This is a genomic window from Paenibacillus sp. P22 (assembly GCF_000469945.2).
GTDB classification, from domain to species: Bacteria; Bacillota; Bacilli; order Paenibacillales; family Paenibacillaceae; genus Paenibacillus_O; species Paenibacillus_O humicus.
Window position 1 is genome coordinate 37,064 of record NZ_CBRA020000010.1, and the last position, 18,974, is coordinate 56,037.

General features: G+C 59.5%; 20 protein-coding genes and 1 pseudogene. 7 read left to right on the forward strand and 14 right to left on the reverse strand.

Annotated features, from left to right (window positions below; genetic code table 11):
- Positions 1-143: 143 nt before the first annotated feature.
- Together BN871_RS26515 and BN871_RS28790 are read right to left on the reverse strand one after the other, a co-directional pair.
- Positions 144-1,319, reverse strand: coding sequence for a PLP-dependent aspartate aminotransferase family protein (locus BN871_RS26515; protein WP_374725872.1), 1,176 nt, complete (start codon positions 1,317-1,319; stop codon positions 144-146).
- 93 nt (positions 1,320-1,412) lie between these two features.
- A pseudogene (locus tag BN871_RS28790) lies at positions 1,413-1,967 on the reverse strand (glycosyltransferase family 4 protein); the annotation flags it as partial.
- 189 nt (positions 1,968-2,156) lie between these two features.
- Between BN871_RS28790 and BN871_RS03535 the strand changes: the two are divergent.
- Complete coding sequence (locus BN871_RS03535; protein WP_069202411.1) at positions 2,157-3,323, forward strand: diguanylate cyclase; 1,167 nt, start codon at positions 2,157-2,159, stop codon at positions 3,321-3,323.
- Positions 3,324-3,326: 3 nt separating this feature from the next.
- Here BN871_RS03535 and BN871_RS03540 read toward each other — a convergent pair whose 3' ends face one another.
- The 6 genes from BN871_RS03540 to BN871_RS03565 form a co-directional block, all read right to left on the reverse strand.
- Positions 3,327-4,031, reverse strand: coding sequence for an HAD family hydrolase (locus BN871_RS03540; protein ID WP_048744555.1), 705 nt, complete (start codon positions 4,029-4,031; stop codon positions 3,327-3,329).
- 17 nt (positions 4,032-4,048) lie between these two features.
- Positions 4,049-4,774 (reverse strand): metallophosphoesterase, encoded by a 726-nt coding sequence (locus BN871_RS03545; protein WP_048744557.1) that lies wholly within the window; start codon positions 4,772-4,774, stop codon positions 4,049-4,051.
- 74 nt (positions 4,775-4,848) lie between these two features.
- On the reverse strand, positions 4,849-5,598 hold the full coding sequence (locus tag BN871_RS03550) for a DUF4247 domain-containing protein (RefSeq protein WP_048744559.1): 750 nt from the start codon (positions 5,596-5,598) through the stop codon (positions 4,849-4,851).
- A 12-nt stretch (positions 5,599-5,610) separates the two neighbouring features.
- Positions 5,611-6,117, reverse strand: a complete 507-nt coding sequence (locus tag BN871_RS03555) for a DUF4178 domain-containing protein (RefSeq protein WP_048744561.1) — start codon at positions 6,115-6,117, stop codon at positions 5,611-5,613.
- A 38-nt stretch (positions 6,118-6,155) separates the two neighbouring features.
- On the reverse strand, positions 6,156-6,572 hold the full coding sequence (locus BN871_RS03560) for a DUF350 domain-containing protein (protein ID WP_048744563.1): 417 nt from the start codon (positions 6,570-6,572) through the stop codon (positions 6,156-6,158).
- A gap of 65 nt (positions 6,573-6,637) precedes the next feature.
- Complete coding sequence (locus tag BN871_RS03565; protein WP_048744565.1) at positions 6,638-7,303, reverse strand: PspA/IM30 family protein; 666 nt, start codon at positions 7,301-7,303, stop codon at positions 6,638-6,640.
- Between the two features lie 217 nt (positions 7,304-7,520).
- Between BN871_RS03565 and BN871_RS03570 the strand changes: the two genes are divergently transcribed.
- The gene (locus BN871_RS03570) at positions 7,521-8,600 is read left to right on the forward strand and encodes an AI-2E family transporter (RefSeq protein ID WP_048744567.1); all 1,080 of its coding nucleotides are present in this window, start codon (positions 7,521-7,523) and stop codon (positions 8,598-8,600) included.
- Between the two features lie 189 nt (positions 8,601-8,789).
- Here the strand turns inward: BN871_RS03570 and BN871_RS03575 are convergent, their stop codons facing one another.
- The gene (locus BN871_RS03575) at positions 8,790-9,563 is read right to left on the reverse strand and encodes a DUF3891 family protein (protein WP_157060190.1); all 774 of its coding nucleotides are present in this window, start codon (positions 9,561-9,563) and stop codon (positions 8,790-8,792) included.
- Positions 9,564-9,723: 160 nt separating this feature from the next.
- On the opposite strand from BN871_RS03575, the gene BN871_RS03580 reads away from it, so the two are divergent.
- Positions 9,724-11,040 (forward strand): serpin family protein, encoded by a 1,317-nt coding sequence (locus BN871_RS03580; RefSeq protein ID WP_198158001.1) that lies wholly within the window; start codon positions 9,724-9,726, stop codon positions 11,038-11,040.
- 7 nt (positions 11,041-11,047) lie between these two features.
- Here the strand turns inward: BN871_RS03580 and BN871_RS03585 are convergent, their stop codons facing one another.
- On the reverse strand, positions 11,048-11,242 hold the full coding sequence (locus tag BN871_RS03585) for a hypothetical protein (RefSeq protein ID WP_021877838.1): 195 nt from the start codon (positions 11,240-11,242) through the stop codon (positions 11,048-11,050).
- Between the two features lie 226 nt (positions 11,243-11,468).
- Between BN871_RS03585 and BN871_RS03590 the strand changes: the two genes are divergently transcribed.
- The 3 genes from BN871_RS03590 to BN871_RS03600 all read left to right on the forward strand — a co-directional run bounded on the left by BN871_RS03590 (position 11,469) and on the right by BN871_RS03600 (position 14,868).
- Positions 11,469-12,497 (forward strand): LacI family DNA-binding transcriptional regulator, encoded by a 1,029-nt coding sequence (locus tag BN871_RS03590; protein WP_048744573.1) that lies wholly within the window; start codon positions 11,469-11,471, stop codon positions 12,495-12,497.
- Complete coding sequence (locus BN871_RS03595; RefSeq protein WP_048744574.1) at positions 12,494-13,492, forward strand: N-acetylglucosamine kinase; 999 nt, start codon at positions 12,494-12,496, stop codon at positions 13,490-13,492. Before BN871_RS03590 ends, BN871_RS03595 begins: the two co-directional genes overlap by 4 nt.
- Positions 13,493-13,563: 71 nt before the next feature.
- Entirely contained in the window at positions 13,564-14,868 is a 1,305-nt protein-coding gene (locus BN871_RS03600) for a 6-phospho-beta-glucosidase (RefSeq protein ID WP_021877841.1), read from the forward strand.
- A 257-nt stretch (positions 14,869-15,125) separates the two neighbouring features.
- On the opposite strand, the gene BN871_RS03605 is transcribed toward BN871_RS03600, so the two are convergent.
- From BN871_RS03605 to BN871_RS03620, 4 genes are all read right to left on the reverse strand, one after another.
- Positions 15,126-16,127 carry an alpha/beta hydrolase gene (locus tag BN871_RS03605; protein WP_048744576.1) on the reverse strand — a complete coding sequence of 334 codons (1,002 nt, stop codon included), beginning with the start codon at positions 16,125-16,127 and terminating at the stop codon, positions 15,126-15,128.
- A 213-nt stretch (positions 16,128-16,340) separates the two neighbouring features.
- On the reverse strand, positions 16,341-16,946 hold the full coding sequence (locus BN871_RS03610) for a nitroreductase family protein (RefSeq protein WP_048744579.1): 606 nt from the start codon (positions 16,944-16,946) through the stop codon (positions 16,341-16,343).
- Between the two features lie 83 nt (positions 16,947-17,029).
- Positions 17,030-17,335: a hypothetical protein gene (locus BN871_RS03615; RefSeq protein WP_048744581.1), complete on the reverse strand. Its 306-nt coding sequence runs from the start codon at positions 17,333-17,335 to the stop codon at positions 17,030-17,032.
- Positions 17,336-17,337: 2 nt separating this feature from the next.
- Complete coding sequence (locus BN871_RS03620; protein ID WP_021877845.1) at positions 17,338-17,556, reverse strand: YwbE family protein; 219 nt, start codon at positions 17,554-17,556, stop codon at positions 17,338-17,340.
- A 211-nt stretch (positions 17,557-17,767) separates the two neighbouring features.
- On the opposite strand from BN871_RS03620, the gene BN871_RS03625 reads away from it, so the two are divergent.
- Positions 17,768-18,974: DEAD/DEAH box helicase (locus tag BN871_RS03625; RefSeq protein ID WP_048744583.1), on the forward strand; the 1,207-nt coding region annotated here is incomplete at its 3' end.

Below are 18,974 nucleotides of genomic sequence, written 5' to 3' on the forward strand. Positions count from 1 at the left end.
TCGCCTCTCAAGGGCGTTTTGGACCGTTCCCAAATCGGCCCGGCTGTGCCAATAAAGCTCAGAGTCCACTTCTTATCTGCATACCGATTTATTGAGAAGCCGTAAAAAGAGCACCGCCGAAAGCGGCGGTGCCGAAGCTCCGGTCAAGCTTCCCGAAGCGCTTCTTCGAGATCCTCGATCAAGTCGTCGATATGCTCCAGCCCGACCGAATAGCGCAGCAGGCCGTCGCCGATGCCCCGCTGCGCCCGCACCTCGGGAGGCATGGCCGCATGCGACATCATCGCCGGATAAGAGAGAATGCTCTCCACGCCGCCAAGGCTGACGGCGACGATCGGCAGACGCACCTTGCTGAGCACTTCCTTGGCCCTCGCCGCGCTGCCGGTGTCGAACGACACGACCGCTCCATAGCCGAGCGACTGGCGCTCATGGACTTCGCGGCCCGGATGATCCGGCAGCCCCGGATAATACACGCGGCCGACGCCCGGATGCCGGGACAGCCAGTCCGCCAGTCTCCGCGCGCTGTTCTCGCTCTGGTCCATCCGCGCCTGCAGCGTCTTCATGCCCCGCATGAGCAGCCAGGCCTCCTGCGGAGCCAGAACCGCGCCAAGGCCGTTCTGGAGGGCGTAGAGGCGCTTGCCGAGCTCCTCGTCGGCCGTCACTGCGAGGCCCGCCAGCACGTCGCTGTGGCCGCCCAGGAACTTCGTGGCGCTGTGCAGCACGATATCGACGCCAAGCTCCAGCGGGCGCTGGTGGTATGGGCTCATGAAGGTGTTGTCCACCATCGTCAGCAAACCGTGTTCCTTCGCCCATGACGCCACGGCGGCGATATCCGTAATCTTGAGCGTCGGATTGGACGGAGTTTCCATGAAGACGACGCGGGTATTCGGCTTCAGCGCCGCCTTCACCGCGCCCAGATCCGTCATGTCCACGAACGTCGTCTCGATGTTCATTCGGCTGAGAACCGTCGTCAGGAAGCGGTAGGTGCCTCCATAGACGTCTTCCGTCACGATGGCATGATCTCCCGCCGACAGCAGCAGGAAGGCGGTCGAGATGGCCGCCATGCCGGAGGCGAAGGCGAAGCCGCGGGCGCCTCCCTCCAGCAGCGCGATCGCTTCCTCGACGGCCGCGCGGGTCGGATTGCCCGAGCGGCTGTAGTCATGCCTGGGCGGGTTGTAGATGTCGTGGTGATGGAACGTCGACGCCTGCACGATGGGCGTGCTGGAGGCGCCCGTGAACTCGTCCACCTCGGAGCCGAAGTGGATCAGCTTCGTGGCGAAGTGCCCTTTCGCCTTCAGCTCCGCGCAGGCATGAAGCAGGATGTCGATGCCCTTGGCCGGGACGAGCCGGCATACCGTAATGAGCTGGGGAACCGCATTTTCATGGCTGATCGGCTTGAATCTGCGCTCGTCGAATCCGTTGGCGATGATTCCGATCTCTTCGGGGCGCTCCACATAGGGCGCCAGATAGGCGCGGAATGAATCCGATACCGTCAGGATCCGGTCGGCGGTATCCTCGATTTCCTTGTAAATGGATGTCAGGAACCGGTGTTCGGGACCGCCCTCCTGGATTTTGCCGTTCAGGATCAGCTCCCTCTCGTAGCTGGAATGAATCGTGACGACCAGCGGCGTATCCGGAAAGACCTGCTTCATGACTAGCGCCGCTACGGGATGATGAGCATGGATCAGATCATAGGAGCGCTTGATGCGCAGCTTTGTCCACCACAAGTAATCCCGGAGCGTCTGCAAATATTTGGCCGTAATCGGATTGTCCTCGAACTCCCCCGCCTCCAGATGGAGGAACGGAAAGTCCTCTTTTCCTTTGCCCCGGATTCTTTTGGGCAGAGAGAACAGCTCCGTCGGCCAGCCGACTTTGTTGAACCTCTCCTGCATGTACGGAACCATGGAAGAAACGCCGCCGGGCTGTTCCGGCGGAAAAAACAAGGCCTGTAAAATTTCCATCGTCCGCATCTCCTCCGAACAGACATGATCATGTTATACTAGAACGGACGTTCCCTCTAATATCTTCCTCCCGTCAAGCCGATACCGCCATTGTAGCATGAAATGGACTCTCGGTAGATTCCAGGCAGCAAGATCATGAAGATCGAGATCAGAAGTCGCAAGAAGAAGAATCGTTGAAAAAGACGGAGTGTAATCGCTATGACCAATTGGATGTCCGATCCTTCCATCGGACTGTTCGCTTCAGCCTGCTCCCTCACCGTGCTGGCCATGATGATGTTCATGTCCGTGCGCCTGTACCGCAGCTACCGGCGGCATCCCGTCTACCGGCTGCTGATCGTCGTGCTGCCGCTCCTGATGATGCTGCAGCTGCTTCAGGCTGCCGGAGCCGACGGCGGGACCTCTCCGCCGCTTCTTCAGCTCGGGACCAGACTGCTGGGCATCTTTGCTTTCATCATTATAAACTTTGTGTTCATGAAATTATACAGCCATCCCGCCGTCCGCCTCAAGGGTGCGCCCTTTTTCCTGATGGCGCTCGCCGCCGCTTTCATCGCGGGACTCGAGATCGCATTCAACCCGCGTCTGCTGGAGACTTCCGCCGGCGCGCCGATCCCGTTCGTAGGCCTGGATTTCTATGGGATTCTCGTCAATTTCCTGATTTTGCTGGATACGAGAGGGGTCGAGCTGCGCACGAAGTATTCCGTCGGCCTCATGATTTACTTTGCGGGAGACCTGGCCCGCGTCACCGACCGCTACGTCTTCCAAGGCAGCGTGCCGATGCTGCTGCTGCTCTCGAGAATGCTGCCCGTCATTTACTTCATCCTGCTTTTCCTGCTGCTGTTCGAATGGGTAGTCGACAGGCTGCTGACGACTTACCGCTCATCCATTACCGACGGGCTGACGGGATTGTACAACCGCAAGCACTTTCATCAGAAGGCCGGCCAGATGATGGTCCGCGGCAAGGGAATCGCCGTCATCTTCGGCGACATCGACAACTTCAAGAAGCTGAACGACACTCATGGGCATCATCGGGCGGACGGGGTGCTCAAGCAGGTCGCCGAGATCATGCGGGAGATCAGCCAGAGCGGGGGCATAGCCGGCCGTTATGGAGGCGAGGAGCTGCTGCTCGCTGTCGGCTCCGGGGACAAGGCCGCCGAGATCGCGGAGCTGCTCCGGCGCCGGGTCGAAGAAGAATCCATCGTGACGATGAGCATCGGCGTCAGCTATTCCCGCAGCGGCAGCACCGTGGAGGAAGTCATCCGGGAAGCCGATGAAGCCATGTACCGCTCCAAGACGACGGGCAAGAACAAGGTGACGGTCGTCAATACGCCGGTCCGTTCGGGACGCGGCAAAAAAGCGGCTCCCTGAACATCAGGAAAGCCGCTTGATGGATGATGCCGTCTGGCCCCATGCATGCCGGATCGCGTCGGGAAGCTCGGCCAGGCTGGAGATGACGGCATCGGGCATGACCGCGATGGATTCGTTCCAGGGCTGGCTCCGCTTGAGCCATACGGCCCGCATCCCGCTGAGAAGAGCGCCTTCGACGTCGTTGACGGGATGATCCCCGACGAAGAGACCCTGCTCGGGATTGACGTCGAGCTCAGCCAGAGCCTGGGCGAATATGAGAGGAGACGGCTTCTTGATACCGGCCGACTCCGAGACGACGATGGAGCCGAACCAGCCCCGAATGCCCAGCTTGTCGATCTTGCCGTTCTGGATGTCGTCCCTGCCGTTCGTGACGATGCCGAGCCTATAATAGGGACGAAGCGCGGACAACAGCTCTTTCATTCCCTCCATCGGAACGGCGGAAGCCACATAGTGCGTCTGGTAGTATCGGTACAGCTCTTCCCATCCCGCCGCCGGCCTGCACGGAAGGCGCTGCAGTATTTCCCGGAACAATTGCGGTTTGTCCTTGTATCCGTCTTCATCCCATTCGACGACAGAGTCGATCCAGCTCCGGCGTTCCTCGCCTTCGGCATCGGCGTAATCCTCCGCCAGCCTGGTGGCAAAGCGGAGGAAAGCGGCCTGGCGGTCGAGCAGCGTGTTGTCCAGGTCAAACAGGATCGCGCGTATCATCGGCATCGCCTCCACTGTCAAATCGTTTTGCCGCGATAACGGCCGGTTCTCAGCTCCAGCGTATAAGCCTCGGTATCGGGCATGCCGGCCTCGACGGCCAGCCGAACCGCCTCCTCGATATCATACGGCACCCGGATCAGCTGCAAGGAGAACGGAGCCATGTCGTCCTCCTGCTGCGATCCCTCCAGAACCGCATAAGAAGCTTGGGTCATATCCAGCGGGTTGCCTACGCTGCCGCAATTGAACAGCAGCCGGCCGTCCAGATGCTGGGCATAGGCTTGGTGGATATCGCCGTATCCAAGCACATCGGCCCTCTCCGCCTCTCCAAGCGGAGGCTCGAACATCGCCAGCCTCGTCTCTTCGGAATCCCAAGGCTGCACGCGCTTATACACGCTTTCCGGAGAGGCATGGAGCAGTCGAATGAGTCTGCCGCTCCGCACATATTCCGCGGAAAAGGGAAGATCGGCCAAATAGCGGAGCCGTTCCTCCCCGAGACGGGTTTGATGCCACCGGATGAATTCGAGCTCGGATTCCTTGCTGATGAAGTCGTCCCAGTTCCCCTTAATGACGGCTTCGCAGCTGCTGCGGATCCTGTCGACGGCTTCAGCCGAGCCCGGCCCCTTGCCGATCAGATCGCCCAAGCAGACGATCCGGCCGATTCCCCGTCTGGCGATGTCGCCGAGCACAGCCTCCAGCGCCGGCATATTGCCGTGGATATCCGAGATGATGGCGATTCTGTCCATAAGGGCTTCCTCCTTGATGAAGCGCGCCTGATCTAATCTATGCCGATGGCGGATTCGGCATATCTATCCGCCGGTTATCGTCGGCGCCTTATTTTGCCGGAGCTGCCGAACTTCGTCTTCGGCACGCTCTTGCGCGGAGACAGCCACGATCCGCTGCTGTCCGAGGAGGATCCGCTGCCCCGCTTGATCGTTCCTTTGCTTCCGCTCGAGGTCGTCGGATTGCGGTCGAAGAGGCCTCCGCTGTCGCTCGGACGATCCGTGACCTTGCCGCCTCGCTTGGTGATGAAGCCTTTTCCGGGCACGGTCAGAGGGGGCGCCATCTTTTTGTCCGACACGGTAGGCGTCCGGTACGAGCCGGTCGCCGGCTTGTAGACATCGCGGCCTGTATACCCGCGGTATTTGCCGTAGCTCCCGATTGTGTCGAACAGCTGTCCGACCAGCACAGCCGTCAAGTAGCCTTCCAGGAAGGAAGGGTTGTAGTTCCGCTGTATGAATTCCTTATTGTCGATCTCGATCAGCGTATCCCGGGGCTCGGCCGGATCCCTCTGCAGATGGTACCACTGGTCGGAATAGACGAGGAACATCCGCTCATCGTCCGAATCCGACATCTGCTGAGGCTTCTTCTGCTCCGCCAGCCTCGCCGCGACTTCCGGAACGGTCTCGCCGGCAGCCCGGTACACATAGGATGTCTGGCCGCCTTCCTTGCTTACCGACACGAGCGGGTACTGATCGCTTACTCTGGGAGCTCCGCAGCCGCTGAGCAGCGATACGACCAGCGTCGCGGCCAGGACCCACTTAAGGGCGTTCAACCACTTTTTGCCCATCTGCTAGCCCTCCTAGCTTCCCCGCAGCACCTTCACGTCGGCCGTAAGGATCGATTCCCCTTCATAGAGAAGAATTCTCCCTTCCTGCCATTCGATGCGGAGCAGCCTGCGGTCGTCGGATTGGTACTGCCATACATGTAGCTCCCCCGCCGCCTGATGCGGCGAGCGGCCCGTCACCTGGACCGGCGACGAATAGTTCTCTTCCAGGTAATAGTCTCTTCCGTCCAATTCCATTGTGGAAGGGATTTCTTCCATGGAATCCATTCTTCCGTCCACCGGAGCATACAACGTATACTCGGTGCTCTGACGGTCTTCGATATGAAGATAGCGCAGCTCCGTCCCGTCCTGGAGGGACAGGAACGTTTCCTTGCGCCTGACGTTCTGCGTCTTGCCGATGACCTCATAGGTGACCAGAGACACCTCGCATATATCGCCGGGTCCCAGCGTGAGCACGCTCTTTTCAGGCTTGGGCGGCTCCGGCTTCCGGAGGATGCCCGAGATTCGTTTGAACAGGCTCATCTCCCGTTCCCCCTGTCTATAAGTTCCGTCCTTGTGCGTTACAGCGTAGAAGCGACAATCAGCGCCCCGGTGAGATGCAGCGATCCAGCCAGCAGCGCATGGGCGATTTTGCCGTCCTTCGTACCCTCGTCGAGATGGAAGCCTCCAAAGCGGTCCAGCAGCCGGCGAACGACAAGCTCGATGATCAGCAGGATGACAAAGGAGACGACCGACACGATCAACGCCTCGGACAAGCTGTAAGAGGTGCGCACCGCTTGGGCGAGTATGTATCCTTGTGCAAATAATTTCATGATAAACCGAGTCGTCACCGCTACATTCCCCTTGCGCATCTCCGCAAGATCCTTATAGCGGGTCGTCAGCGAATCGACGGCCATCAGCAAGGCCAGAAGCAGAGCTCCGGCAGCCGTCCAGGCGAAAGTTCCGGTCAAAAGCCGGACAGCGGATTCAAGCGTCATCAGAAGTTCCCCCGTTCATTAGATAAGGGGCGGCCGCGCCATGCGGCACGGCCTCCCCTTACAGCTTATTTTTCGTATTGCTTCAACAGGGCGGCCAGCTCATCCTCAACGGCCTTGTCCTTGCCCAGAGCCTCGAATTCCTCGTCGAGCGACTTGCCCTTGTCGTTCAGCACGTTGCTCGCCTCGGCTTGCGACTCCATCTGGAGCACCTTCTCCTCCATCCGCTTCAGTCCGGCCATTGCCGTATCGTTGCCGAAGCCGTTCATCGTACGGTTGATGTCCACTTGGGCTTTGGCCGCATTGGCGCGGGCTACGAGCGTCTCGCGCTTGCTCTTGAGGTCGGCCAGCTGCTTCTGCATCTGGCCGAGCTTCTCGCGCAGGTTGTCGGCGGAAGCCTTGTTGCTGTCGTAAGCGGTCTTGAATTCGTCGCGCTTAGCTTCCGCGGATTTCTTCTCTTCCAGAGCGCGGCGGGCCAGATCGACATTGCCGTTCTGGGCGGCGAGATGGGCCTGCTCGTTGCGCTTCTGCACGAGCGCTTCCTGCTCTTCATACTGCTTTTTGAATCTTTTTTCAAGCGCGATCTGGGCGGCGACCGCCTTCTCGGCATCCTCCAGATCGTCGGCCATGTCACGGATGTATTGATCGGTCATTTTCACCGGATCCTCGGCTTTTTCAATCAGGGAGTACACATTGGAGAGCGTCAGGTCGCGAAGTCGTTTGAACAGGGACATGGTTTGTTTTCCTCCTTGGGTCGGTTCTGAATGGAATCGGCATCAGCATAGTTAGCTAGTAAGAAGCTCTGAACCGAGTTTTTTCTGCCGTTGAATCTACATACGGCGCAGCGGCAGGAAGGTTTCTTCCGCACCGCCTTTTTTTGCATGGATTAGAGCATGCGCCGTCAGGGTACAACTGTGGTAAAAGCTTCAACCGTTAATGGGGGTCTGCCGGGTGAAAATCGGACGTTTTTATCAAATCTGCATCAGCATCATTCTCGTGCTGCTCATCTTGTACCTGATGTCCAAGCTGGACTTCGTCTATCGTCCGGTGCTGCTTGCATTCAACATGCTCCTGCTGCCGTTTGTCGTGTCCTTCTTCTTCTATTACCTGTTCAGGCCGCTCGTCACCCAGCTCCACAAGTGGAACCTGCCCAAGTGGCTGGCCGTGCTGCTGCTGTTCATCCTGATCTTCTCCGTCTTCGCTCTGCTGATTGTGCTCGTATGGCCGCCTCTGCAGTCCCAGACACAGGAATTCTTGAACAACCTGCCCGCCTTGGCTTCCGCCGTTCAGGACCAGATCGACTACCTGCAGCAGCAGAGCATCGCAGGCTTCAGCCTGAAGGAGCTTGATCTGACGACCAAGGTGTCGACCTATCTGGAGCAGTTCATCAACTACGCTTCCACTTATCTCCAGGGTGCCGTATCGATCGTGACTACAGTGTTCCTCGTCGTCGGCACGGTGCCGGTCCTCCTCTACTATATGCTGAAGGAAGACCGGAAAGGCTATACGTCGTTCGTCCGGTTCTCTCCGGCCAAATACCGCAGCGATGCCATCGAAATCTTCAACTCCATCGACAAGATGCTCAGCGAGTTCGTCATCGGGCGGGTCGTCTGCTGCCTTGCGCTCGGCGCTTTCTGCTACATCGGCTTTTTGATCGTAGACCTGCCGTATTCGCTGCTGCTGGCGATTTTTGTCGGCTCCATGAACATGATTCCCTATATCGGCTCCATTATCGGCGCGGTGCCATGCATTCTGATCGCCTTCACCGATTCCTTCTCGTCCGCCGTATGGGTTCTCGTCATCATCCTGATCGCCCAGCAGCTGGAAGGCAACCTGATCTCCCCGTTCGTCTACGGGCGGACGATGGACATCCACCCGCTCACCACGATCGTCGTCGTGCTGATCGCCGGGGCGGTCAGCGGCATCGTCGGCGTCATGATTTCCATTCCCGTCTACATGATGGCCAAAATCATCATCCTGCAGATCGCGGAGCATTACGAGAAGAGATCTCAGCCGGAAGGCTCTCCTTGAGCACGAAGGGAGACTCGGCCGGAAGGCTCTCCTTGCTTTGGGAGCCGACTACGACAAGCTTGAAGCCTGCCTCTCCTTCAGCGGAGCCCGCTCGTTCCGTCCATTGGCATTTGCAAGCAGCCGCCTGTACCCAGGCGGCTTTTGGGCTTGCGGACGCAGCCGCATCAGGCGGCTGTCCCCGAGTCCGAATCACTCCGGCGGCAGCCAGGTAATCTCTTCGACGGTCCAAGATGTGCCGCTGTAAGCCGCGTCGATTCCGATCTCGCGTGCGAATCTTCTCGGAATTCTCTTCACCGGAAGCGAGGTCGTCAGCTCCCGCTTCAGCACGGGAGCCGAGAACCGCACCGCGCCGGGCCCTTCCCAGCCAGCGGACAAAATGTCCCTGTCCGGAAACAGCTTGCGGGAAGCGCCGAACCCTGCCCGGTACCACGGATGCTCCTGATCCTTCGGCGTGCCGGGATCATTGAGGCAAGCGTACAGCGACAGGCTGTCGAACAGCTGCAGCCGCGCCATATCCAGCGCGGCCTCTTCCGCACTCGCACGCATATTCATGCGGATCCGCCTTTGCCTTACCTCCTCATGCTTGCGGAAGCCATCGACCTGCGCGCCTTCGAACCCTTCGAAAAATGCGGTGTAGAACAAGCTGATCAAAAGCCCCGCATAAGGACATACAGTCTCCGCCTCTTGTATGCCTCTCCGGTAGTAGGCCATCTTGGGCAGGAGAGGATAATCCTCGAATGCGAACGGCCTACCGGCGGCGTCATTCCAGATCGGGGTCTCGTCCAGCTCGATCCAGCCGCGGTCATGCTGCTCGATCGCATACAGCCGCTCCGCGGAAAACCTTCCGATCGGCAAAAAGCTGTCGCACGCCGCTCTTGCCAGCGCCGCCGACAATGCGGCATGGTCATGCTGGCGGATCAGGACGAACTCTTCTTCCATTTCCCGAATGATCAGGGCAAACACCTCCCTACTCAGCTTAAAAAACAGCTATTGAACGGCTTCTTGCTGCCAGCCCTGTATGCCTCCCACTTTACCACATCCGCCAAGGGATGGAAAAGTCTGCAACTTCAAGCTTCCTCTTGCCGTCTTAAGGATAAAATCGTACCCGGAGAGGAGCGGCATAATGCCAATCAGACGAAAGGCCCGGATGTCCGCGGTTGTCCTCCTCGGCACGTCCATGCTCATGGCCGGCTGCGGAATGTCTGCCCAAGACAAGGAAGCGAAAGCGGAGAAAGAGTTCCGCAAGCAGTCCAGCCGCATCCAGAATCAGGAGCAGGCGCGGTCAGAGGCGGCTCTCAAGCTGAATGAGCCTTATGTGCAGGCAGCCGATGCCTTCGGGCTGTCGCTGTTCCGCGAGCTGGCCAAGACGGACAGGGACAAGAACATCGTCCTCTCTCCATACAGCGTCTCGGAGGCTCTCGGAATGGCTTGGAGCGGAAGCGGCGGCGGGACCAAGGCGGAAATGGCGAAAGCGCTTGGCTGGAACGGCTCTCATCCGGACGAGATCGCAGCCGGCTCAAAAAAGCTTCGTTCCTATCTCCGCCTTCCGGCGGAGGGCATCAAGCTCAAGGCGTCGAATTCCTTCTGGTATCAGAAAGGCCTGCATCTCCTTGAGCCTTATGAAGCCGCGCTCAAGAACAGCTATGAGGCCGACCTGCAGGCCGTCGACATGCCTTCGCCCAAAACGGTCAAGGCTTTGAACGAATGGGTCTCCAAGCATACCGAGGGGATGATCGAATCCGTCTTTGATCCCTCCCAAACGCTGAATCCGGATGATCGCGCCATCATGATGAACGCCGTTTATTTCAAAGGGGCCTGGAAGGATGAATTCGACCCTGTCCGGACAAAGCCGGAGCCGTTCCACACGATGGACGGGAATGTTCAAAAGGTCCCGATGATGCAGAGATCCGGTTCTTATGCGCATGTGAAGACGGAACGCCTGGAAGCGGTCCGGATTCCGTATCTTCAGGACAAGCTCGACCTGCTCGTCGTCGTGCCGCAGAGTGGGCTCGGCGTTCCGGATATCGTCGCCGATCTGGAGCGGTACGGGGTTTGGAAGGACGAGCTGGCTCTCTCCCCGGGATCCGTCGCGCTTCCGAGGTTCAAGGCATCTTATAAGGCCGATCTGATTCCGGTCATGAAAACTTTCGGCGTGCAGGACGCCTTCTCGAGCGGAACATCGGATTTCACCGGCATGTTTGAGCCTTCCGCCCTTTCTTCCGGCCTTTTTATCAATCTCATCCAGCATCAGGCTGTCCTCGAGGTCAATGAAAAAGGAACCGAAGCGGCAGCCGTTACTGCGCTCGGAATGGCCGGCTCGAGCGCTCCCTCCGATCCTTTCTCGTTCCGAGCAGACCGCCCGTTCTTTTATGCCGTCGAAGACACGACCTCGGGGATGTGGCTGTTCCTCGGCGCCATCAACGATCCTCTCGCAGCGTAAGTGCCGTTCAGGCTTCCCCTCGACCGGGAGGCCTGCCGCGGGTTTCCATGATATCGATGATCCTTCCGATTCCAGTGAGCAGCAATCCCCCTATCAGGCATGCCAAAAAGCTGATATAGATATAGTCGCCGGCAATGCTGAAGCTGAACGCGCTTCCGAATACGGCGATCAGAATGCCTGCGATCATCAAATATAAACCCATCCGCATCCTCCTTTTGTTGCGTTTTGTTCCGATATGACCACAAAAAGATTGCCATTAAGCCTCATAGCCGATACAATGGGAACAAATAAAGTTTAAGGGCTTTAACTTTGGTTCAACCCCGTTTCGGCTTTGCAAACCGCAAAATTTTTTTTTCGTCAAAAGTTTAAGCGTTATAACTTTCGAATTTGCCGCACCAAGGAAACTTTCTACTCAGGGGGCACGGCTCATGAAACCAAGCATATTCGATGTCGCCAAGCGCTCCGGCTTGTCGGTCGTGACGGTATCCCGAGTGCTCAACGGGAGCGGCAACGTCCGCGAGAACAACAGGCTGAAAGTGCTCAGCGCGATGAAAGAGCTGGACTACCGTCCAAGCGCCGCAGCCCGGACGCTGGCGCGCGGAAGCACGGGCGTCATCGGACTCACCCTTTCAACGCTCCAGGATTCCGTATTCGACGCCATCGTAAAGAGCGTTCATGACGAGCTGTCGGCTCAAGGCTATTTTCTGGCGCTGTCGATCGCGCCGGAATCCGGCGAGCCGGGCAGCAGCTATCTCATCCGCGAGAACCGGGTGGACGGGGTCATCGTCCTGTCGCCTTCCGACGAAGACGAAATCGTCCGCGAATTGGAGCAGAGCGGCATTCCATACATCGTCATCGACAGTCAGGACGCCAAGTCCGCCCCGTCCACCGTCAAGGTCGACCATGAGACCGGAGGCTATATGGCCTGCAGGCATTTAACGGAACTGGGGCTGCGGAAGATCGCTCATCTGAGCGGGCCTGCTCATTACGACAGCACTCGGGAACGCAAGAGCGGGTTTCTGAGAGCTCTTCAGGAGGCCGGACTGGAGCCGTTCCTGATCGAGGCGGGCGACTACTCCATCGAGAACGGCTACCGCAGCGCAAGACGCTGGCTCGAAGAGAACCGGCTTCCGGAGGCTGTATTCGCGGGGGACGATTACATCGCAGCCGGAATCATCAACGCCCTGCAGGAAGCGGGGCTTTCGGTGCCGCGAGACCTTTCCGTCGTCGGCTTCGACGATCAGAACCTGGCCTCCCTGCTCCATCCCCTGCTGACGACGGTCCGGCAGCCGGTCCTTCCCATCGCCCAGGCGGCCGTGCACGCCCTTATGGCCCGAATGGAGGATGGCGCAGCGCCGGAAGGCGTCGTTATCCAACCGGAGCTTGTCATTCGGGAATCGACCGGACGAAGTTCAAGCCCTATGGTGGACAATCAGGAAAAAGGAGACACTCCATGAGCTATTATGTAGGAATCGATGCCGGAGGCAGCAAAACGTATGCGCTTGTGTGCGACCATACAGGCCGGATTGCAGGCAAAGGAAGCGCAGGCGGAGGCAATCATCAGAACGGCTATGAGGAAGCCCGCTCCAACCTCTCCATCTCCCTCCAGCAAGCTCTCGACGAGGCGGGAATTTCAGCCGCAGACGTCGATCATGCCTGCTTCGGGCTGGCGGGAGCCGATCGGGAGGCGGACTTCCGCATTCTGCATCGGCTTGTGAACAGCCTCGGCTTCACGGAAAGGTATACGATCGTCTGCGATACGATCATCGGCCTGCGCGCAGGCACCCGCCGTCCCTACGGGGTTTCCGTCATATGCGGCACCGGAGTGAACTGCGCCGGCGTCGCTCCTGACGGCCGGACGTACCAATGCGGCGGCTTCAGCTACATGTACGGGGATTGGGGCGGCGGAGGCGGCTTATGCGTCGAAGTGTTCCGTGCGGTCGTCCGCTCCTGGGACGGCCGAGGCGCCGCCACGCAGCTGACGCCGCTGCTGCTCGGACTGCTCGGTTACGGCACGGTCGACGAGATGTTCCATGATTATCTCGACCATAACCGCAGCGTGCCGCTGGATGCCGTGCGCCTGCTGTTCCAGGCCGCCGGGAGCGGGGATGACGTCGCTCTGGGCATCCTGCGCGAACAGGGCAAGGAGCTGGCCTTGTCCGTCCAAGCGGTCGTCTCCAAGCTGGGCCTAGGCGGAATCCCGTTCGACGTCGTGCTCGCAGGCAGCCTGCTTACACGCGGCGACGCCGGCTGGATCAGCGGCCCTATCCAGGCGATGCTGAAGGATGCCGCTCCTCTGGCTTCGCTCGTGAAGCTGGAGATCGAGCCGGTCATCGGTGCGTTATGGAGCGCGCTCGACGCCTGCGGCCGGGAGATTACCGGCGAGATGTATGCCGCCATGGGCCGGTACCAGAATTTCGAGGACATCCGGCCTTCAGGCGGGCAGCTCTGATTTCCGGCGCTTCCCTGCCAGCTTCAAGCGGCATGACAGCCGCCCAATCCAACGGAAATGAGTGATCGTGCATGAGCAAAGGATTAAAAGTTGCCGTCATCGGCGGAGGCTCTTCCTATACGCCAGAGCTAGTCGAAGGATTTATCCATTATTACGATTCCTTGCCGGTAAGAGAACTGTGGCTCGTCGATATCGAAGCCGGCTTGTGGAAGCTGAACATCGTTGGAGAGCTGGCCAAGCGCATGGTGGAGAAGTCAGGCCTTCCGATCGAAGTCCATCTGACGACGGACCGCCGGCTCGCCATCGCCGGTGCCGACTTCGTAAGCACGCAGATGCGGGTAGGCATGCTGGAGGCGCGCGGCCAGGATGAGGCGATTCCGCTCAAATACGGAGTCATCGGTCAAGAGACGACCGGCCCCGGAGGCATGATGAAGGCGCTGCGCACGATTCCGGTGCTGCTGGATATTTGCCGGGATATCGAAGAGCTGGCGCCGCAGGCGTGGCTGCTCAACTTCACCAACCCGGCCGGCATGGTGACCGAGGCCATCCACAAGCATTCCTCGGTCCGCAGCGTCGGATTGTGCAACGCTCCGATCGGCCTGCTCAAGTGGCTTTCCGGCAAATACGGCACGACGACGGACCGGGTCTACGCCGAGTTCGTCGGCCTCAATCATCTTCACTGGGTCAGCCGCGCCGAGGTCGACGGCGTCGACCGCCTGCCGGAGCTGCTGCGCGGCGACGATTCCTTCTCCGCCGCCAACGTCGCAGCCGGGGAATGGGACCCCGCCTTTATCCAAGGACTTCGTTCGCTGCCTTCCTACTATCTCAAATACTACTACATGACGGATGCCATGCTTGCCGAGCAGCAGGAATCCCTGCGCAAAAACGGCAACCGTGCCGAGGTAGTGAAGCGCGTAGAGGCCGAGCTGTTCGACCTGTACAAGGATCCCGACCTGAGCGAGAAGCCGAAGCAGCTGGAGCAGCGGGGCGGCGCCTATTATTCCGAAGCTGCCGTCAACCTCATGCGCTCGCTCTACAACAGCACCGGCGACGTGCAGACGCTGAACGTGGCGAACAACGGCATCCTGGATTTCCTCCCGGACGACGCTTGCATCGAGGTCAACTGCCTCGTTACCTCCCAAGGTCCCGTTCCGCTCCAGCTGACGGCCGTCCCCGCGCAGGCCAAAGGGCTCATCCATGCCGTCAAAACGTACGAAGCGCTCGCGATCGAAGCAGCCGTAACCGGCGACCGCAGCCTGGCGCTGCAGGCGATGGCTCATCATCCTCTCGTTCCGTCCGTCGCTGTCGCGAAGGAGCTGCTGGCTGAAATGCTGGAAGCGAACCGCAGCTACCTGCCCAAGTTCTTTCCCTCTTGACGCATGGCTGACGGCAGCCCGAAAAGAGGCCGGATAGGATGCGTTGAACATCGCCAGTAGAGCGGGCAGCCTCAAACAAATCCGCCTCGTCTGCCTTTGGAATAAAAAGAGTCCTGGCGCCAGCTTTTGGCCCAGGACTCTTTGTCGTATGCAGCATCTGTCTGGCGAGCCTGCGGTCCGGACAGCACAGCCATCCGCTGAAGCCGCTCCCCCTTGGCATGCCTGCGAGGCCCTTGGACCCGGCCTCAGGCGGCCGATCATGTCGTTGCAGCCTGCGCCTCCGCCGGCCTTTCCCCCGCCGCCGTTCCGGGCAGCCACCGATCCAGGAAAGCCGTCACGGCGGCATCGTAATGCTCCGGGGATTTTTGGCGGGCAACCCCATGCTCCGCATCCGGCACGAGCAGCAGCTGCTTCGGCTGCGGGCAAGCCTCGTACAGCTTCATCCCCATCCACGTCGGCACGAACGTATCCGCCTCGCCGTGGATGAACAGCATCGGCACCTTCGCCTTCTTGACCTGTTCAAGAGCGGAAGCCTCGCCGAAGAAATAGCCGGCCCGGAGCTTGGTCACCAGGCTCGTCAGGGGCAAAAACGGAAACGCCGGCAGCTTGTACATCCGCTTGAGCTGATAGACGAGCTCGTCCTTCGCGGATGTGTAGGGGCAATCGGCCACGATCGCCTTCACCTGGGGAGGCAATTCCTCGCCGCTCGTCATGCATACCGTGGCGCCGCCCATCGATACCCCATGCAGGACGATTTCCGCGCCGGAGCCGATCCTCCCGGCCGCCCAGTCGATCCAGCGGACATAATCCTTGCGTTCATGCCAGCCGAAGCCGATATAGCCGCCTCCGCTCCTGCCGTGCCCTCGCGCGTCAGGCATGAGCACGTTCCACCCCAGAACTTCAGCGTAGTAACGGGCAAACACAGCCATCTGCGCCGCCTCTCCCGAATAGCCGTGTGCCAGGATGGCGGTACGGCCGCTTTCAGCCTTGCTCGGAAGCCAATAGGCTTGCAGGTCCAGGCCGTCGTCGGAAACCAGATGGACCCGCTCCGGGTGCCGGCCTCGGAGCCATACCTGCTCTTCCCTCTCGGATGGGTCCAGTTGGGAGACGGACGCTTCCTTCGGAGGGAGATCGGGGTTGCCTTCCAGATAAGTCTTGGGCGTGCGCGCGATGGCGACGCGATAGAAATACATGCTGGCCGCCGCCAGCAGAAGCAGCAAAGCGGCCGCGGCCGCAGCCGTCCAAAGCCAAATCGACATGGCGTTTCCGTGTTCCTTTCGCTGGAGGATCCTGCTGTCTTTCTTGCACCTGCGGTTCCGATGACCGCCTATGCAATACAGTATATCCCATCCGGGAAATTCCTGCATGCCTGCCGGCGAATTCCGCAGCAGACGTTGCCGGAACGAGCCCCTCTCCAGGACAGCAAAAAAGGCTGGTCCGGGCAGCCCGGACCAGCCTTAGCTCAGCTTTGTTTATTTGACGACTTTGACGCGAGTCTCGATTGGAGCGAACTGTTTTTCCCCGGCAGGAGCCGTAGGCTTGCCGAACGGCATTTGAGCGATCAGCTTCCAGCTCTCGGGCAGCTCCCAAGTCTGCTTGACCTGCTCGTCGATGAGCGGATTGTAATGCTGCAGAGAAGCGCCGAGACCTTCCGCCTCGAGTGCCGTCCATACGACGAATTGCAGCATGCCGGACGATTGGCTGGACCATTTCGGGAAGTTGTCCTGGTAGGTCGGGAACTGATCTTGAAGGCCCCGCACGACATTCTCGTCCTCGAAGAACAAGACCGTGCCGTAGCCGGCTTTGAAGCCCGCCATGCGCTGCTCGGTCTGATCAAAGCCTTCGCCGCCGCCGGTCACGGCGCGAAGCGTCTCCAGCGTCAGATCCCACAGCTTGTCGGATTGCTCGTTGAACAGCACCAGTACACGGGAGCTTTGGGAATTGAAAGCCGATGGCGTATGGTTGACGGCTTCTTCAATAATGGATTGCACTTTTTCTTCGGAGACCACTTTTTCCTTGCTGATGGCATAAAGAGAACGACGACCTTTTACCGCTGCGAAAAATTGTTCGGAAGACATGTGGTTTAACCTCCAATAAAGTGGGTTTATTTTAGTTACTTAAGTAACGCACTTTTTTAGTGTAACTGATGAATCGGGCTTTTTCAAGAGTCGATGCCAAAACGTGTCAAATGATTTTGCAAGCCTTCCGCCTGCAATACCCGGATTTGTGCAGGACCAAACAAATCCATATGAGGATAGCGCTCCCTGCGGTGAATATACCGAGGGTCAAGCCCATGCTTGCGGCACCATGACTCCAGCTTGACGATGTCGCTGCAGCCGGCTTTTGTCACGGTTTTCACGCCGGGGAACCGTTCGTCGATCCAATAATGGGTCAAGAAAGCGAGTTCTCCCCGCGCAACGGCCGTCTTCCAGCTCTGCAGCTCTTCCCTCCGGATCCCGAAGGCCACCTTCAGTTCCCTTCGGCCGCCGGCTGGCCGTCAATGATCGTCTTGACCCGTCCGACTTGGCCGTCGGCCAGCCGCACCTTGATCCCATGCGGATGCGCAGGCGATTTGGTCAGCAGATCCTTCACGATGCCTCGGGTCAGCTTGCCGCTTCTCTGGTCTTGCTTGAGCACGATATCTACGGTCATGCCCGGCCGGATAGACGCACGGTTGCTTCCGTTCATCCTCCATCATCCTTTCCTTTGCAGGCTCATAATATGCCTTTGTCCGTCACAGACTATCATACCCGGAGCCGGCGGGCAAAAAAACGGCGTGGAATGCCCCGGAAATTCACCCGATGCCGTGTGCATCCGCACGCGCTTGCTGGTATACTGGTAAGGATACAGCGAAGCCGGCAGGCGCCGGCGCACAATCAGGAAATGAGGAACCCCATTCATGTCATCATCATTCACCGCCCTCGGCATCAGGACCGAGCTTGCCGGACGCCTGGCGCAGGAAGGCATCTCGGAGCCGACTCCGGTGCAGGAGACCGCAATTCCCGTCCTTCTCCAAGGAAAGGACGTTATCGTACAAGCTCAGACCGGCACAGGCAAAACGCTTGCATTTGCTCTGCCTGCCCTTCAGCAGATCAATCCGGGCAAAACATATACGCAGGCTTTGATTCTCACGCCGACGCGAGAGCTTGCCATACAGATCACGGGCGAGCTGGCCAAGCTGGCCCCTGTGCTCGGCATTACGGTACTGGCCGCATACGGCGGGCAAGACGTCGAATCCCAGATTCGGAAGCTCAAGAATGCCGCCCCGCATGTCGTCGTGGCGACTCCGGGCAGGCTGCTCGACCATTTGCGCCGGGAGACGGTCACGCTGAGCTCCATCCGCATGCTCGTGCTCGACGAGGCCGACCAGATGCTCCACATGGGCTTCCTGTCCGAAGTGGAGGCCATTATCGACCAATGCTCCATCAAGCGCCAGACGATGCTGTTCTCGGCCACCATGCCGGATGCCGTCAAGCAGCTGGCTGCCCGCTACATGGACGTGCCCCAGGATATCCGCATCAAGAGCGCGGCCGTGACGCTCGACGCCATCGAGCAGCGTGTCGTCATCACGACGGACCGCAACAAGCAGCCGCTCCTGCTCCGCTTGCTCGAGACGGAGAATCCTTATCTTGCGGTCGTCTTCTGCCGCACGAAGCTGCGCGCCAAGAAGCTTACCGAAGCGCTGCAGGAAGCCGGCGTTCCCGCCGACGAGCTGCACGGCGATCTGACGCAGGCCAAGCGCGAAGCCGTCATGAAGCGGTTCCGCTCCGCAAGGCTGCAGGTGCTCGTCGCGACGGACGTAGCGGCGCGCGGTCTCGACGTCGAAGGCGTCACCCACGTGTTCAACTATGACGCCCCTGCCGACGGCGACACCTATATCCATCGGATCGGTCGGACAGGCCGTGCCGGAGAATCCGGCAAAGCGATCACGCTCGCGACTGCCCGCGACCGTGCGAGCCTGGAGGCGGTGGAGCAAAAAATCCGCGCTTCCATCAAGCGCATCCAAGGTTCGGAGTACGGCATCGGGCTCGAAGCCGGCACCGAGCGCTTTGATGCCGAGCCGCGCTCCCCTCGCACGGGCGGACGCAGCTCCGGCGGACGCAAGG